Source organism: Clostridium lapidicellarium, assembly GCF_041224415.1.
GTDB classification, from domain to species: domain Bacteria; phylum Bacillota; class Clostridia; order Clostridiales; family Clostridiaceae; genus Clostridium_B; species Clostridium_B lapidicellarium.
Genome location: NZ_JBGFFE010000024.1, coordinates 1 through 16,707 on the forward strand (window position 1 = coordinate 1; position 16,707 = coordinate 16,707).

Below are 16,707 nucleotides of genomic sequence, written 5' to 3' on the forward strand. Positions count from 1 at the left end.
GCTAATAATTAAAACTTTTTGGGACATTTTCAAAATTAGTTGACACAATTTTTTTAAATTAAATTTATGACATCTGTATATCTAGCTGTATACTAACGCTTCTTAAAATGCAGTATTAAAGTTTATATGTTTCATCAGGCAAATTCATCCAGTTTTTTTGTCTCATTATCTGGGGAATCATCTTTTAAGGATTTGCTTTTGGCACTTACATCATGATTTAATTTTCCAATTTTAGCCTGTATACCATTGGCTTTACCTAAAGTAGATGCCGATTCAGCTCTTTCTCTTTTTGCCATAGCATAATTTTCCGTCATATCATCAAGATGAGCATCTGACTTCAATATATCTGATTTACCCATTAATTCTTTTCTTATAGAACTTATATTCTTCAGCTGATCATAGACGCTGGAAACATTTAAAAACAATGCATCTCTCACAAGTTTACCCCTATCTTCTCCATCAGATACTGACGCATCTGAAATTGACTGTTTTTTATTTTTCACTTTGGAACTCCCATCATCATTTACCTGAGATATCTGGATCTGCTGAATCTGAGCCTCTATACTCTGGATCTGTTCCTGAAGCGGCTCTACAAGCTGCTGCTTTGTCTTGACATCCATACTCCCATTCTTTATACTATCTATCTGTTTCTGAATTGACGCTTCCTGGCTGCGAAGCACCTTTATCTGATCTTCACTGGAATCATTTTTTCTGGTACTTACAGAATTATACTTTCCCAAGTCAGAAATTGAATTTATCATGGACCTATATCCCTCCTACAAAATACTTTAAGTTTCAATTTTATTATCGCAGTTTTTTCTAAATACTTGATTAAGTACTTTATAAAGCGGGATGTCAGGCATGCACTGACATCCCCGCCTTAATTTTCACTTTCATTTAAAACTATCAGGCATGCCTTCCTCATTGAAATGTCCTTTGCATTTTGTGACAACCACTGAATATATCTTTTATCGGAGTCCATAATCTGTCCCAAAGTTTTACCCTTGTATTTTCCAAAGCCAACTACAATATTCACTGGTTCACCAGATTCCATATCCTCAAAATTTTCCGATTCATGAAATTGTGCCATATCTTCAATATCCTGGGTGAATATTTCCGATAAACTCGCCACAGTAAGCGTTGCATCCACCTGTGCCCTCTTTTTTGCCATTTTGAGTATCGTATTTGTCTGACTGCATATGTCGTCATTTTCAATTCTGTATTTTATGCGGCCGTAACCATCCGTTTTGCTCTTTATCATATTTTTATCCACCCCTGCAGGCAGATCTTCTTCTCTAACCCACCTCCAGCGGTATTTATCTTCCTTTGAGTTGCAGCTGCCAACACCTTCAGTTATCTTTTGTCCGTTCTTTCTCAATATACATTTTATGGTATATGCAAATATTCCCTTATTGTAATCCTCAATTTTTTCAATAATATCATATTCACTGGTAAGACCCATAAGCATGAGTATTTTTTCCGCACCTGGCTTAAGCAGCGTAGGTTTTGTAACTCCTCCTATTTCTCCGTAATCATGCCCATTTTTCAATGTTTTCTGTATAATTGACTGAAACTGGGATATCTTTCCCAGCGTATTCCTCACTTCCCCTATTTCCATACTGTCCAGTAAATTCAGTGTCCCGTTCCGATCCACCATAATTGTATTTTCCATAGCAATGTCCCCTTTCTATCTAATACTTAAACTCACAGTCCGTTTAATCTCAGCTCCATTTATTTTCAAATTTTTCTTCAAATCTTTCAACATGGTTATTTTGTCCAATTTATATGGTTGAGGTATTTTATATCTTTCCGGAACAGCTTCTTCATCAGTTACGATAACAGTAGGTGCATTTTTCCTGATTGAAAGTGTAAACAAACTACCTTTTATCTTCTGTTTTCCTAACATTTCCATGTGTTCGAACAAATAATTCCTTAAATCATATATCTGATTATCCACAGTTTTTTTTCTGGCATACAGCCTCTTTATTTCTTCATCTAACCCTTTGGAATCAACTTCCTTAGCTTTTGTAAGCTTTGCAATATTTTCCGCCTTGACATCGAATTCCTCATCTATTTTATTCAGGGATTGTTCTATGGCTCCCTTTACATTTTCCAAATCCGGATCATCTAACAATTCGTCCAGATTCTTATATCTTTCGGATATCTCATATAATTTTGCCATATCACTCCTCCTCCGCCAGCACTTTGAAGGTATCTATACATTCATTGCATATAGATAAATTTTCAATACTGTAGTAGCTATCTCCAAAAAAAATATTTTTGCCGCATACATCACAGGTTGTAAATACTTTGGCTGCCGGATTACAGTATCTATATTCATAACAACATTCCGGTAACATTTTATTTCCTCCTTTAAAAATCATCCGCCCTTCAATTTTATTTTAAATATTTTTTATATGTCTATACTCATTTATTTCTTCCATAATTGAATCTTTATCTAATAAATTTATTATATTTCCACAAATGTTATAAATTTTTATTTATTTTTGGAAACTGGAACTTATCATCAAAAATGAGCATAGATATTTACCACCAATGTGGTAATTATCTATGCTCATTAAATACTAAACTTGGCTTCTAAATTTCCCTCGTATATAACTTCAGCCAATCCTGCTCTTTATCAGTTAGATGAGGAGCCAACTTCTTATATACAAGTTTATGATAAGCATTTAAATACAGCTTTTCGTCACGATTAAGATATTCTGGATCTATGGCATCCAAATCAATTGGAGCATATGTTGCAGGATCAAAGTACATAAATTGTCCAAATTCATTTTCAACTCCTTTTCTAACAACAAGTTCATTTTCTAAACGGATACCATGGGATCCATCTATATAAATACCGGGCTCATCAGTTATAATCATGCCTTCCTCCAATACATGGGTTTCATGTTTGGATGGTACAACATACCATCTAAAACCGCTGGGTGCTTCATGAATATTCAACAAATAACCAACACCATGTCCAGTTCCACACTTATAATCTATGTTAAGATTCCATATTGGCTCTCTAGCCAAAACATCCAGATTATAACCTCTACATCCATATAAAAACTTGGCACGTGCCAAATTCATCATACCTCTTGCTACAGATGTAAAATGGTGCTTAAGTTCCCCATTTACTTTTCCAAGAGCAATTGTTCTAGTAATGTCAGTTGAACCCTCAAGATAGTTACCACCGGTATCCGTCAAGAAAAAACTGCCTTCTGTAAGTTCTACATCCGTTTCAGACGTGGAAGTATAGTGCATCATGGCCGCATGCTCTTTGAAAGCACAAATTGGTTCAAAACTTTGCCATAAGTAATTGTCCTGCATTTTTCTGAACTCTTCTAATTTTTCAGAAGCACTGACTTCTGTAATTTTTGTTTTCCCAATATTGGTTTTCAGCCAATACATAAATTTTGTAATAGCAATTCCATCCTTTATATGAGCTTTTTCAATATTGGCAAGTTCTACAGAATTTTTAACGGCTTTAAACAGGACAGTCGGATTTTCCATTTTTATTATTCTAGTATAATCTGGAATATTCTTATACAACGCATAATTGGTGCGATCCGGATCTATAAGCACGGTATCATCATTCTTAAAACCCTTAACATATCCATAAATGTCATTATAGGGTCTCAGCACTACGTTATCTTTGGCTAGAACATCCTTAACCTTGTCATCAAGCCTGTTTTCTTCAATAAATAAATATACTTTTTTCATCGAAAGGATTGCATAACAGAGAACCAGCGGTGAATACATAATATCGCTTCCGCGTATATTAAGCAGCCATGCAATATCATCCAAGGTTGAAATCACATGGTAATTTGCAACCACTTTTTTCATAACTTCTCTTACCCTTGACAATTTGGATGCTGTATTTTCACCAGAATATTTTTCTTCAAGTATGAAAACAGGTTCATCTGCCAGTTCAGGACGATTTTTCCATACTTTACTGACAAGATCATGGTTATACTCAACCATTACATTTTTGCTGGCAAGCCTATCGACCAAATCTTTTCCCTCTTGTAAGGTAACAAGACGTCCATCAAAACCCAATTTTCCATTATTGGGTATTTTAGCTTCCAAATATTCAGGTACAGTAGGTACACCTGGATTGCCCATTTTAAAAAGCTTGATTCCGCTGCCTTCAAGCTGATACCCGGCTTGCAAAAAAAATCTACCGTCAGTCCAGAGCCCTGCTTCGTCTTTCGTAATGACAACTGTCCCGGCATCACCTGTAAATCCTGATACATAAGCTCTTGCCTTAAAAAATTCCCCCACATATTCACTTTGATGATAATCTGAAGATGGAATAATACAAGCATCTAATCCATTTTCACCCATAAGCACTCTCAGTTTTGAAATTATTTCCCTTTTGTTTTGACTCACATTTATTCCTTCTTTCAATTTATAATCTAACTTATCAAACATTAACCTGATTGTTTATTTCATCATCTTTTATAACCAAACTGTTCAATTTTTTATCTAATGACCAAAGAATAATACCAGCTGTAATAGCAATAGCCGCGACTACAAAATATACAGTTGAAAATTTGAATTTCAATGTAAATTCATACACCCATCCATAGGATTTTCCAGCAACGAAAACGGCAAGCACCCAGACACTCATCATTGTTGACAACAACCTAGGCGGGGAAAATTTACTTATGAAAGAATTCCCCAGCGGTGAGAATACCATTTCGCCGCAGGACAATACTACACCAAATGCTATAATCCATCCAAGTGATGCAAGTTGTCCTCCTCTTACAACATCTGCCATTGCAAATATTATATACGACAGACCTAGTAACAGCATCCCCAAAGAAGTTTTCTTGAACATGCTCAAATCACCTTGGGGCCTATTGGCCAATCTTGTCCATAATTTGCCCAGAATTGGTCCCAATGTAATACACATCAATCCATTTAATGAATCAAACCAAGCTGTCGGAACCTTGAAGCTGCCTATCATCCAATTTGCAGCTGCATGATCTCCACCCCAATAGAAATATACAGGCATATATGCCAAGTACCAAAACACCCAGAATATTACAGAAAAAAAAGATACTAAAATAATAGCGGCCACTCTTTTCTTTTCTGTTGTTGTAAGAGGTCTCTTTTCTTCTGCCGGTTTTTTTCTTTCGATCTTTTACGCTCATCAACTTTAAATGGTTTCCTACCTGCTTCTCCGAGAAATTTCCACCCGAAGACAAACCAAACAGCATCGAGAAACATAACTATGGCACAAATTAGGAAGCAAAAAGAATATCCCTTAGTTCCTGCAAGCACACCTATGATCGTCGTACCAATAAAAGAACCGATGTTGACAAAAGAATATTGAACAGAAAACGCAGAATCCAGTTGTTTTGGATCCTTAAAAAGTCTTCCCGTAATAGCATTATTCTGACATTTAAATAAACCTGTTCCAACAGAAACCAAAACAATCATCAGATTGATCATAGCAGCACTTGAAGCTTTCCATCCTACCAGATAACCCACTCCCATTAAAATCATTCCAATTGGAACAAGATATCTGGCACCTACAATACGATCGGAAATAATACCTCCAATCAATGGTGCAAGATAAGTAAAAGCAACTAGATTTGCAGACATTTTCGCCGCATCAGCAGTAGTAAGACCAAGTCCTCCGCTGACTACAGCAGTAGCTACAAATATTGTAAGTAACCATTTTGCCGAGTAAAATGAAAACCTTTCCAATGTAAAGGCAAATGAACATACATAAAAGCCAAATGGTCTTCTTTGCACGCTTTCCATTTTATCCCCCCTATAAAAATTAAATATATATCTAAAGTACCTTCATTTGAAGATACACAATAGCTTTTAAATAACATTTTTCTGAAAATTTGTTTTTTTATCTAACTTAACAAAAAGCAGAGTATTCTAAAAAATCAGTGTACTTTTTTATTATACACTATTACTAAACTTTTTTATATAATTTTACAGTATTAATATAATAATTTTTATTTTCTCCACAGTCTAAGATTAAGCTCCTCTCTGATTTACAGGATCACAGCCAGCTATTTCAACATAAATAAAACCCCTCCGGAAAGATAATACCGGCAGAGGTTCTTATTTCTACCAAGAATATCTCCTGACAGAGTATCTCTTGGGAGTACGTTAAATGTATCTGTTCAATACCTGTTCAAAATCTGATTTAGGCCTAAATCCAACCATATTTTCTACGGCCTTTCCATTTTTAAATACCATTATAGTCGGTATGCTTGATATCCTGAATTTCTGCGAAGTTATTGGATTTTCGTCCACATTTACTTTAACAAATTTTATTTTTCCAGAATATTTTTCATCCAATTCTTCCATAACAGGGCCAACCATTTTACAAGGTCCACACCATGGAGCCCAAAAATCCACAACTACCGGCATGTCATTTGCAATAACTTCTTCGTTAAATACCATATCATTTATTTTTTCCATTTTTATATCCATTCCTTTCGCTTCGCTCAAGGCACAAAATGTAATGAAAATACCTGGCCTTGAGTTTTAAAATATAAATTCAATCTTTTAACAATTCATTCAGATCTTTAAGTATTACTATCCTGCCTCTCTGTAACTTTATATATCCATTTTTTTCAATGCTTTTTAGCCTTCTGCTAACAACTTCTCTGGCTGAATCAACCTCAAAAGCCAATTGAGCATGGGTTGTATAAATCACCCTGCTGTTCTTATTGAGAAGTACCCTGACAAGCCTTGATTCTAAAGACTCATGAATTATTCTCTCTTTATTCTCTATAACGGCATTAAATTTATTATATAGATCTTTATATACACATGATAAAAATTCTTTGTCCTTTATAAAATACTTTTCAACTATTTTAACTGGAATTACACATATTTCAGAATCTTGAATGGCCCTACCCACTATTTTTAAAGATTCCAGCTTTGATAAACAGCTTAAAGTCTCATGACAAAACTCCCCCTTTTTTATATTATAAAGGTTGGTTTCATCTCCCTCTTCATTAATTTTTTGTATTTTTACTGTACCTTTTATGACAAATAAAACTCCCCTGCATGTTTCCAACGTTAATTTTAGATACTCATCAAAATAAATGGTCTTAAAAACTGCTTCTCTTTCTATTATTCCACCATTATCCATGCTAATTTTTTTCAACACCGGATATGCCTTATATAAAGATTCTATATCTTTTAACCTGCTACTTAAATTTTTATCATGGTTAACCATTTTTCCCTCCATAATAATTTTGAATCAATTAACTTGTCTCTTATGAATTTTATTATAAATCATTTATTTGAATATTTAAGTGACTTAGTCACATTAACATTTATTATCCAGCAATAAAAAATAGTTTTATGACAATACTACCTATCATCATAAAACTATTTTGATAAAATTTAAATAAATATACACACATAATTACTACAGGGCTCAAAAATAGGACTCAGCTGCTTTTTTGCGATGTTATTCCATAAAAGTCCCTGCCCATATCTATGGACAGTATATCTGAAAATCCAAGTTCATCCAATTTTTTTGTTAAATCCGCTTCCTCCAGCCTATCCTCCACAGGCGGACCCATCTTATCAGAGCTTTTTTTCCACTCAACAACAGCAATTCTCCCGTTAGATACCATTATTCTTTTTACTTCATTTAAGAACTTTTCTTTATTTTCTACTTCATGCAGCATGGCACACATAAATGCAAATGTCACTTTGCCGCTTTCCAATTTCAAATCATTTTCTTCCGTCAAGACCGTTTCCACATTGGAAATATTGTTCTCCTCTATTTTCACTTTAACTTCTTGAATCATTTGAGGCACAATATCCATTGCAAATACCCTGCCGCCATTTCCCACAATTTTAGAGGCGGATAAGGTAAAATAGCCAATGCCACAGCCTATATCGGCCATTACATCTTTTTCCCCCAGTCCAAATTCAGCAAGAATTTTCTCCGGCGGCAATATTTTTCTTCTTTCTTCATTATCAAGCTTACATTTGCCTTTGTAATTAAATTTATGCGGCATTGTCAATTTATCTCCTTTCATTTAATAAAATCAATAAGTTCAAGAGGCTTGTCAATAAGGAGTTTGGCGCCATTTTTTAGAAGTTCGTCAGCTTTTCTAAATCCCCATGTAACGCCTACTGCATACATTCCGGCCCTGTTAGCCGTCTTCATATCCACACCCGAATCTCCCAGGTAAATGTATTTTGAAGGTGAAATTTTTGAAAGCTCCGATATCTCCAGAGCTGAAGTTGGATTTGGTTTTTTGGGAACATCTTTTCTTGAGCCAAAAACATAATCAAATTTTTTTAATCCAAAAAATCTGTCAATTATCGCCTTTGTAAAATTATCGGGCTTATTTGAGAGCACAGACAGACAGATTCCCATATTGCGGAGCTTATTCAATAGTTCGCCTATTCCGTTATAGGGCTTTGTAAATTCATGCCATCTCATATTGTATTCATCTACAAATTCAGATAGACACAAACTTGCCATCTTTTCATTCGTCTCCTCTTCCGGCAGAGCTCTCCAGACCAATTTTCCTATACCATTTCCAACAAAATATCTGTATTTTCCCGTATCATACACGGGAAATCCATGTTTTTTCAACACGGCATTCATTGAATTGGCCATATCATCGATTGTATTCAGCAGTGTACCGTCAAGATCAAAGATAGCTCCATTATAATTCATAGTTAGTTCTCCTTTTGTTTACAATTTATTTACAGCTCCTGGGGGTAGCTTGACCACCGGGTTGACACCCCAACTTGTCCATGATCTCTGGAGAGATTGGACAATGCTGCCGCAAACAGTTTGAACATTACCACATGTAAGACTCCCTCAACATCTTGATTTCCCCGGCATAACCCGACAGTTCATTCGGAGTTTCCAGAAAAAATGGAAGATGACACAATTTAGGGTGATTTACAACTCTAACAATAGCTTCCTTACCAATAAAACCCCGGCCGATTTTTTCGTGGCGGTCCCTGTGGCTTGAAAATGGATTCTTGCTGTCATTTAAATGTATTGCCTTAAGCCTGTCCAAGCCAATTATTCTGTCGAATTTATTCAAGACACCATCTAGATCATTTACAATATCATAGCCTGCATCATAGACATGGCAGGTATCAAGACATACCCCCATCTTATCAGAAAGTGCGACCCCATCCATGATACGCTTCAGCTCTTCAAAACTTCTTCCAATCTCCGTTCCCTTTCCAGCCATTGTTTCAAGAAGGACAGTGGTGGTCTGTTCTGGTTTCAATATGGAATTGAGCATATCTACAATATATTTTATACCAATATCAACACCTTGTTTTACATGACTTCCCGGGTGAAAATTATATAGATTATGGGGTAGATATTCCATTCTATTCAAATCATCCTTCATGATCTCAAAAGCAAATTTTCTGGTCTTTTCACTTGCAGAACAGGCATTCAAAGTATATGGCGCATGGGCCATAATAATGGGAAATTTATTCTCTTTCATGATTTTTAAAAGTCCCTCTACATCTTTTGGATCAATTTTTTTAGCTTTCCCTCCCCTGGGATTACGGCTAAAAAACTGAAATGTGCTGGCTTCTATCTTAACTGCTGCTTTTCCCATGGCTTCATACCCCTTTGCAGCCGATAAATGACAACCTATATTCAACATATTAATACCTCCATTAAAGTGCTGCATTTGTTTTTTCTATTTTCAAAAGTTTCTCCTTTAAATTCAATCCACCGCCGTATCCTACTAAATCTCCATTGGAACCTATAACACGGTGGCAAGGAATAAAAATCGGAATAGGGTTTCTATTGTTTGCCATTCCCACTGCCCTAAAAGCTTTTGGGTTTCCCACAGCCATGGCTATTTCCTTATAACTGCGGGTTTCTCCATATGGAATTTTTCCAAGTGCACTCCACACTTTTTTCTGAAATTCTGTACCTTCGGGGGCAAGAGGCAAATCAAACAATTTTCTGCTTCCATTAAAATATTCTTCAAGTTCCAGATTTGCCTTTTTTAACAGAGGTGTTTCCTCTACAATATCATATCTCACCTTGTGGAAACTATTCTCAAAATACAGATTTGTAATGGATTTTTCATTTTCCACAATACATATTCTGCCTATGACAGTATTGTAATAAACTATTCTATTCATATTTTCTCCCCATTTCAACCAATTTTTATATGTCCCATTAAATTCACGTTTTTTCTAAACACAGTATATCACAAATACATATCTTTTCATAAATTTAACGATTTGCCAGTAATATGTCTCCTCATTATGTAAACAGCTTTGCTTTTTCAAACTGCCTTTTCCTGAAATTCTCCGTTGACAGAAATATGAATATTGTATATACTGTATATATTCGAATATATACAGTATATATTATTCTCAGAAGGAGTACTATTTATGAACATAATTATTTCCAACCTGTCAAAGGATCCTATTTATGAACAGATTGCAAAACAGATAAAGGACAATATAATAAAGGGCAATATTTCTGAAGGAGATCCCCTGCCTTCAATCAGAAATCTTGCCAAGGAACTAAAAATAAGCGTAATAACAACTAAAAGATCCTATGAGGAATTGGAGCGAGAAGGTTTTATCGAAACAGTCCCCGGAAAAGGTTCTTATGTATCATCACAGAATAAAGAGCTTTTAAAGGAAAAAAAGATCAAATCAATTGAAGACAAATTGATGGAAGCTATAGAAGAAAGTAAGATCATAGGTCTTACCAAAAAAGAATTGAAGGAAATATTAGATGTTCTATATGAAAGTATATAAATGGAGGAAAAATCATGGACAATATTCTCGAAATTAAAAATCTAAGCAAAATCTACAAAGGCTTCATGCTGGATAACATAAGCTTCAATCTTCCGAGGGGATATATCATGGGACTCATTGGTCCAAACGGTGCAGGTAAAAGTACCACTATAAAACTCATAATGAATCTTGTGAAAAAAGATTCAGGAACTATAAATGTTTTTGACCTGGACAATTTAAAATATGAAAGACAGATAAAACAGAAAATAGGCTTTGTATACGACGCAAATTATTTTTACGATGATCTGACTACAACTGCTATGAAAAATATCATATGCCGTTTTTACAAAGACTGGGATGACGAAACTTTCAGCAGATATATGGATGAATTCAATCTACCCGGAAATAAAAAAATAAAGCAGCTGTCCAAAGGAATGAAGATGAAGTACTCTCTTGCCATCGCCCTTTCCCACAATGCCGAATTCATTATAATGGACGAACCTACATCAGGCCTGGACCCGGTCTTCAGAAGTGAAATGCTGGATATACTGTGCTCAATAATTCAGGACGAAAACAAATCCATACTGTTTTCCACCCATATCACCACAGATCTTGAAAAAATAGCGGATTACATCACTTTTTTAAATTCCGGCAAGATAGTTTTTTCAGATACAAAAGACAGTATTTTAAAGAGTTACGGCATTGTAAAAGGTGATAAAAATCTGCTGCAGCCCGACATCAGGAAAAAATTCATAGGCGTAAGGGAAAATTCCTTTGGATTCGAAGGTTTGACCAATAACAGCTCTGAAATAAAAAAGCTGTTCAAAGACAAGGTTATAATTGAGAAAGCCACGCTGGACGATATCATGGTATACACCGTAAGGGGGAATATATAATGTGGAATTTGGTTTTAAAAGACATACTTATACAAAAAAGAACTTTCATCATAATTATAATAGCCTCAATGCTGCTGGTTACCGGCTTTAAAAACAATATCAGTGCATTTTACTCATTTCTTGTCCCTTTTACCACTTATGCATTTTTAACAAACAGCTTCTATCAAGATGAAAGAGCTGAAAAAATATTGAACAGCCTGCCAATAAACAGAATAAACATAGTTGCGGCAAAATACTTAGCTGTATTCATATTTGCACTTATAAGCATAGCGATTTCATTTTTACTTTTTATTTTCGCAAAATATACAGGTATGGTACAATTACCAAGGATAATAAATGTTGAAGATATAACAGGAGGATTAATAGGGGCTCTTTTCCTAAGCTGTGCACTTTTCCCCTTGTATTTCAAATATGGATATTTAAAAACACGATATGTAATGCTGATATTGTTTCTAGGAATATTCTTTATTTTTATAGCACTTGCAAAAATATTCGGTGAAAGAGCTCAGCATATTTTCATTTACTTGGACAGTATTCCCGATACTACAATGAAATTTGCCATAACAGCAGTATGCTTAATAATATTTTCACTGTCATTTGCCCTGTCATACAAGGTCTATAAAAACAAGGACCTCTGATTTAGGTACAAAAAATAATTGCAAAATTCACCGCTGTTGTATACAATAATAGTTGTATACATAATATTTTAGTATACATTATGATATTTGTACAATCACTTGACTAAAATGTTGATAAAAGGAGGAATACAAATGTTGTACCGAAATTTCGGTAAAACAGGGGAAAAGGTTTCAATCTTAGGTTTTGGATGTATGAGGCTTCCATTACTTTCTGGAGGTGATTCCACTAAAATTGACAAGGAAAAAGCCATAAAGATAATCCGATATGCAATTGACAGGGGTGTAAATTATGTAGACACGGCATATACTTATCATGGAAACAGTTCAACAAAGGGAGGCGCAGGCGAACCTCTCGTAGCAGAGGCATTGAAAAACGGCTACAGGGAAAAAGTCAATCTGGCCACAAAACTTCCCAGCTGGTTGATAACCAAGAGAAGTGACATGGATAAATATTTAAATGAACAATTGGAACGTCTGCAAACAGATCACATAGATTTTTATCTTATACACTCACTTAACCGTGAAAATTGGAAAAAGGTAAAGGAAAACGGTGTGGATGAATTTCTGGATTCTGCCATAAAAGACGGAAGAATAAGATATGCAGGATTTTCTTTCCACGACAAATTGGATCTCTTCAAAGAAATAGTAGATTATTACAACTGGTCATTCTGTCAAATGCAGTACAACTACTCAGATGAAAACTTTCAGGCAGGGACAAGAGGATTAAAATATGCAGCCCAAAAAGGTCTTGGAATTACAATTATGGAGCCTTTAAGAGGGGGAAAACTTGTAAACAGCCTGCCTAAAGAGGCAATGGATACCTTTGACAGATCGAACTTTAAAAGGACACCGGCCGAATGGGGATTGAGATGGGTATGGAACCATCCTGAAGTAAAGGTTGTTTTAAGTGGAATGAATTCCATGGAACAAGTTAAGGAGAACATAAAAACAGCAGACAAAGCCAGGGCAAATTCACTGACAGAAAAGGAACTTAAATTAATAGACAAAGTCAAAGATGTATTCAATGCAAAGATAAAAGTCAATTGTACAGGCTGCGAATACTGTATGCCATGTCCATCTGGTGTAAATATTCCAGGGTGTTTCAGCGCCTATAACAATTACAGTATTTTTGGAAAAGATGATGATACCTATAACTCTATTTCATCCGAAAACAGGGCGTCAAAATGCAAGGAATGCGGCAGATGCGAATCTCTATGCCCGCAGGGTATTACAATCCGCAGGGAATTGAAAAATGTGAGAGATCTCTTTGAAAAAGTACCCGCACTCTAATTTTATTTATACAAGCTTAACATTACAGACATTGACAGGCAGCGGCACAAATCTCTTTCAATTGAGAGTTTCTGCTTTTTTGTGCCTTCTCCCGCCATTGTCCAAAAAATTTTTTCATAATTTATTTAAATTTCACATAGGAAGGATATTCCCACTTTTTTAATTCCTCTTCAGGTAAAACATCGGGCTCCCTATTTCCATTCAACAATAAAGCCCTATAGTATATTTCCGCTATTTCCTCTACATATCTTGCTTTAAGATAGGCACTTTCTATATTTTCACCTACGGTTACAACTCCATGGCTTTCCAGTAAACACGCATCCGATCTTTTAAGTGGTTCAACTACCGACTGTGCCAGCTCCCTTGTCCCGGGTCTTCCATAAGGTGCCACATGCACAGTTCCCCCATAGTAAACAGATTCATAAACAACAGGCGGGATTTCTTTTTTCAAAACTGCAAAGGATGTTGCAAAATGCGAGTGAGTATGTACCACGGCAGAAATATCTTTTCTTGAATTATATGCATAAATGTGCATAAGCACTTCACTGCTTGGTTTATATCCCTTTTTGCTTTCTATTACATTTAAATCCAAATCAAGCACACATATATCATCTCCGGATAAATTTTTCCTATCCACTCCCGACGGAGTTATCAGCACGCAGCCGGTATTTTTGTCTTTAATACTAAAATTTCCCGATTTATGTTTGCAAAGTCCCTCTTCTTCCGCCTCTCTTGCCACCACAGCCAATTTTTCTTTTTCATCTTCAAGCATAATGTCAGTATTCTCCTTTCTGTCTTACAATTTCAGGCTTTTATCATTTTCTTTAAATTCTCTTCAAAAGGCGGATAGACTATACCCTTTTCTGTAACTATGGCAGTTATATTCTCATGGGGTGTTACATCAAAAGATGGATTGTATACCTTCACTCCTTCAGGTACGGTCCTGACGCCAAATCTGCAGGTAACTTCCACAGGATCCCTCTCCTCTATGGGTATATCTTTTCCTGACTTAGTATTTAAATCTATACTTGGTGTAGGTGCCGCTATATACATGGGTATATTAAAGTACTTCGCCAAAATGGAAACCCCAAAGGTACCTATCTTATTTGCCGTATCACCATTGGCAGCTATTCTGTCGCATCCCACTATAACGGCGTCAATCTTGTGCTGAGACATAACTACAGCTGCCATATTATCCGTTATAGTTGTCACGTCTATCCCCGCCATGTAAAGTTCCAGTGCAGTAAGGGTGGAACCCTGAAGCCTCGGTCTTGTTTCATCAGAATACACTTTAAGGTGCCATCCCCTCTCCTTGGCAAGGTACATGGGTGCCGTAGCCGTCCCATATTTTGATGTGGCCAGCTGCCCTGCATTACAGTGGGTCAGTATTCCCATATTGTCCCTGAGAAGTGTGATCAAATTTTCTCCTATACTCTTGCATATTTCAACATCTTCACTGTGAATACTTCTGGCTTCATCTTTAAGTATCTTCTTTATTTCCGGAACAGGTTTGCCTTTCTCCTCTCTGATCTTTTTAAGCATCCTGTTCAATGCCCACGAGAGGTTGACAGCAGTGGGTCTGCTCGAATTCAAGTATCTCGCCTTTCCCTCTACAGTACTGTAAAATTTTTCAAAAGAATCTTCAGGAGCAACTTTAATTCCAAAATACAGCCCGTAACCTGCTGCTACACCTATGGCAGGAGCACCTCTTACAACCATCGTCTTTATAGCATCATAAACTCCCTTTACCGTATTATAGGTTTTATACTCTATTGAATTTGGAAGTTTTGTCTGATCTAAAAGTACGAGCTCCTCTTCTCCATCCCTCCACTGAATAGCATATAATTCAGACATTTTATTACCTCCTTGAATTTTATTTTGCAGAATCTTTAACCAGCTTCACAAATTCTCCAACAGAATCAATGTTGTTTCTATTTATGAGAATAGCCTGTCCAACTTTCAACCCCATTATCTGGGCTCCGGCTCTTTTTTTAGGATCTTCCACTGCATCCATATCCGGCACATGGGCCATTCCAATAATCCTTCTCATGATTTCACAGGCACAAAAACCAATGGTTTCATGGAGCAGATTTTTTATATAGTATTCCCTGTAACCAGCCGTCTTTGTTATTATATCCCTTGACTCATTTTCCCAGAGATAATTGAATTCATCTAAAAATTCTCTCCATATATCTTCCATGGAATCAAGCAGATAGATTCTATACCTGTTTATGTCCACTTTAGTCTTATCTGTTCTTCCTTCCCAGGAAACATAATTCAAGATAAAATTGGCAAACAGCAGTCCTATATCATATCCATAAGGTCCGTAAAATGCAAATTCACAATCAAATACAACGGTCTTCTCATCATTTATAAATATGGAACCCGTATGCAGATCTCCATGAAGCAACGATTCGGCCTTGGTCATAAATATATTTTTCAATTTGGAGACTTCAAGACATACATTTTTATCTTTCCAGATATTCTCTCTGACATATTCCGCTATGTACTTGTTTATGTCATTGGACTCCGCATTCATATAGGGATCATTTAAAACAAGTCTTTCAGTTATGTCACATAACTCAGGATTTATAAATTTTCCTACAATTTTCTTTTTTTCTATGGGACTCATTCCCATATCCGATGTCAGAAATAAATTTCTCGCCATAAACTTTCCTATTTGTCTCGGAAAATTCCTAAAGGTTTTCATCTCCATCATAGCTTTCCGCAGGATCTCCATATCACCCAGATCCTCCATCACAGTCAGCGCGCATTCATTACTGTGATAGTATACTTTGGGGACACTGCCCGGACAGACTTTGTCCTGTAATCTAAGCGTTTCAGCTTCTATCCTGTTCCTGTCCAAGGTCAATTTCCACCCTTCTCCTGCAATTTTCAGATAGGGAAGCGCCTGCTTTACAACGACCTTCTTATTACTGTCCAAATCCACCACCCTGAAAACATAATTTAAATTTCCGTCTCCTATTTCCCTGCCTTCAGTTTTATGATCTTTGGGAAATATCCCTATACTTTTTAAATAGTCACCTACAATGTCTTTTGTCATTTTTCTGTAACCGCTCATTATTTAAACCTGATCTCCCATCAGTCAGGTTCTTTCACCTCTTCTTTCT

The 16,707-nt window shown here is 36.0% G+C and carries 18 protein-coding genes and 1 pseudogene; 4 read left to right on the plus strand and 15 right to left on the minus strand.

Going from position 1 to position 16,707, the window contains the following annotated elements; genetic code table 11:
- Nucleotides 1–134 precede the first annotated feature (134 nt).
- The 12 genes and pseudogenes from AB8S09_RS13105 to AB8S09_RS13160 all read right to left on the minus strand — a co-directional run bounded on the left by AB8S09_RS13105 (nucleotide 135) and on the right by AB8S09_RS13160 (nucleotide 10,143).
- Nucleotides 135–761, minus strand: a complete 627-nt coding sequence (locus tag AB8S09_RS13105; RefSeq protein ID WP_294183461.1) for a FlxA-like family protein — start codon at nucleotides 759–761, stop codon at nucleotides 135–137.
- A 119-nt stretch (nucleotides 762–880) separates the two neighbouring features.
- Complete coding sequence (locus AB8S09_RS13110) at nucleotides 881–1,672, minus strand: exodeoxyribonuclease X C-terminal domain-containing protein (protein WP_294183464.1); 792 nt, start codon at nucleotides 1,670–1,672, stop codon at nucleotides 881–883.
- 15 nt (nucleotides 1,673–1,687) lie between these two features.
- Entirely contained in the window at nucleotides 1,688–2,182 is a 495-nt protein-coding gene (locus AB8S09_RS13115) for a siphovirus Gp157 family protein (RefSeq protein ID WP_294183466.1), read from the minus strand.
- A 1-nt stretch (nucleotide 2,183) separates the two neighbouring features.
- Nucleotides 2,184–2,360 carry a hypothetical protein gene (locus AB8S09_RS13120; RefSeq protein ID WP_294183469.1) on the minus strand — a complete coding sequence of 59 codons (177 nt, stop codon included), beginning with the start codon at nucleotides 2,358–2,360 and terminating at the stop codon, nucleotides 2,184–2,186.
- 238 nt (nucleotides 2,361–2,598) lie between these two features.
- Nucleotides 2,599–4,440: an aminopeptidase P family protein gene (locus tag AB8S09_RS13125; protein ID WP_369869287.1), complete on the minus strand. Its 1,842-nt coding sequence runs from the start codon at nucleotides 4,438–4,440 to the stop codon at nucleotides 2,599–2,601.
- A pseudogene (locus AB8S09_RS13130) lies at nucleotides 4,433–5,781 on the minus strand (peptide MFS transporter). Before AB8S09_RS13130 ends, AB8S09_RS13125 begins: the two are co-directional and overlap by 8 nt.
- 363 nt (nucleotides 5,782–6,144) lie before the next feature.
- Nucleotides 6,145–6,459, minus strand: coding sequence for a thioredoxin (gene trxA, locus AB8S09_RS13135; protein WP_294183568.1), 315 nt, complete (start codon nucleotides 6,457–6,459; stop codon nucleotides 6,145–6,147).
- 79 nt (nucleotides 6,460–6,538) lie between these two features.
- Nucleotides 6,539–7,225, minus strand: coding sequence for a Crp/Fnr family transcriptional regulator (locus tag AB8S09_RS13140; RefSeq protein WP_294183477.1), 687 nt, complete (start codon nucleotides 7,223–7,225; stop codon nucleotides 6,539–6,541).
- A 217-nt stretch (nucleotides 7,226–7,442) separates the two neighbouring features.
- Nucleotides 7,443–8,021, minus strand: coding sequence for a class I SAM-dependent methyltransferase (locus AB8S09_RS13145; protein WP_294183479.1), 579 nt, complete (start codon nucleotides 8,019–8,021; stop codon nucleotides 7,443–7,445).
- A gap of 17 nt (nucleotides 8,022–8,038) precedes the next feature.
- Nucleotides 8,039–8,692: an HAD family hydrolase gene (locus tag AB8S09_RS13150; RefSeq protein ID WP_294183481.1), complete on the minus strand. Its 654-nt coding sequence runs from the start codon at nucleotides 8,690–8,692 to the stop codon at nucleotides 8,039–8,041.
- A gap of 127 nt (nucleotides 8,693–8,819) precedes the next feature.
- The gene (locus tag AB8S09_RS13155) at nucleotides 8,820–9,653 is read right to left on the minus strand and encodes a deoxyribonuclease IV (protein WP_294183483.1); all 834 of its coding nucleotides are present in this window, start codon (nucleotides 9,651–9,653) and stop codon (nucleotides 8,820–8,822) included.
- A gap of 13 nt (nucleotides 9,654–9,666) precedes the next feature.
- The gene (locus AB8S09_RS13160) at nucleotides 9,667–10,143 is read right to left on the minus strand and encodes a methylated-DNA--[protein]-cysteine S-methyltransferase (RefSeq protein ID WP_294183485.1); all 477 of its coding nucleotides are present in this window, start codon (nucleotides 10,141–10,143) and stop codon (nucleotides 9,667–9,669) included.
- Nucleotides 10,144–10,398: 255 nt separating this feature from the next.
- Between AB8S09_RS13160 and AB8S09_RS13165 the strand changes: the two genes are divergently transcribed.
- From AB8S09_RS13165 to AB8S09_RS13180, 4 genes are all read left to right on the plus strand, one after another.
- Nucleotides 10,399–10,773 (plus strand): GntR family transcriptional regulator, encoded by a 375-nt coding sequence (locus AB8S09_RS13165; RefSeq protein ID WP_294183488.1) that lies wholly within the window; start codon nucleotides 10,399–10,401, stop codon nucleotides 10,771–10,773.
- Between the two features lie 14 nt (nucleotides 10,774–10,787).
- Nucleotides 10,788–11,648: an ABC transporter ATP-binding protein gene (locus AB8S09_RS13170; RefSeq protein ID WP_294183490.1), complete on the plus strand. Its 861-nt coding sequence runs from the start codon at nucleotides 10,788–10,790 to the stop codon at nucleotides 11,646–11,648.
- A complete protein-coding gene (locus AB8S09_RS13175; RefSeq protein WP_294183492.1) occupies nucleotides 11,648–12,286 on the plus strand; it encodes an ABC-2 transporter permease in 639 nt (212 codons plus the stop codon). Before AB8S09_RS13170 ends, AB8S09_RS13175 begins: the two co-directional genes overlap by 1 nt.
- 132 nt (nucleotides 12,287–12,418) lie before the next feature.
- Nucleotides 12,419–13,576, plus strand: a complete 1,158-nt coding sequence (locus AB8S09_RS13180; protein WP_369869288.1) for an aldo/keto reductase — start codon at nucleotides 12,419–12,421, stop codon at nucleotides 13,574–13,576.
- 121 nt (nucleotides 13,577–13,697) lie between these two features.
- Here AB8S09_RS13180 and AB8S09_RS13185 read toward each other — a convergent pair whose 3' ends face one another.
- The 3 genes from AB8S09_RS13185 to mtnK are packed head-to-tail and all read right to left on the minus strand — an operon-like array spanning nucleotide 13,698 to nucleotide 16,658.
- Nucleotides 13,698–14,348, minus strand: coding sequence for a class II aldolase/adducin family protein (locus AB8S09_RS13185; RefSeq protein WP_294183498.1), 651 nt, complete (start codon nucleotides 14,346–14,348; stop codon nucleotides 13,698–13,700).
- 32 nt (nucleotides 14,349–14,380) lie between these two features.
- A complete protein-coding gene (mtnA, locus tag AB8S09_RS13190) occupies nucleotides 14,381–15,430 on the minus strand; it encodes an S-methyl-5-thioribose-1-phosphate isomerase (RefSeq protein WP_294183500.1) in 1,050 nt (349 codons plus the stop codon).
- A 19-nt stretch (nucleotides 15,431–15,449) separates the two neighbouring features.
- Complete coding sequence (gene mtnK, locus AB8S09_RS13195) at nucleotides 15,450–16,658, minus strand: S-methyl-5-thioribose kinase (protein WP_369869289.1); 1,209 nt, start codon at nucleotides 16,656–16,658, stop codon at nucleotides 15,450–15,452.
- Between the last annotated feature and the right edge of the window lie 49 nt (nucleotides 16,659–16,707).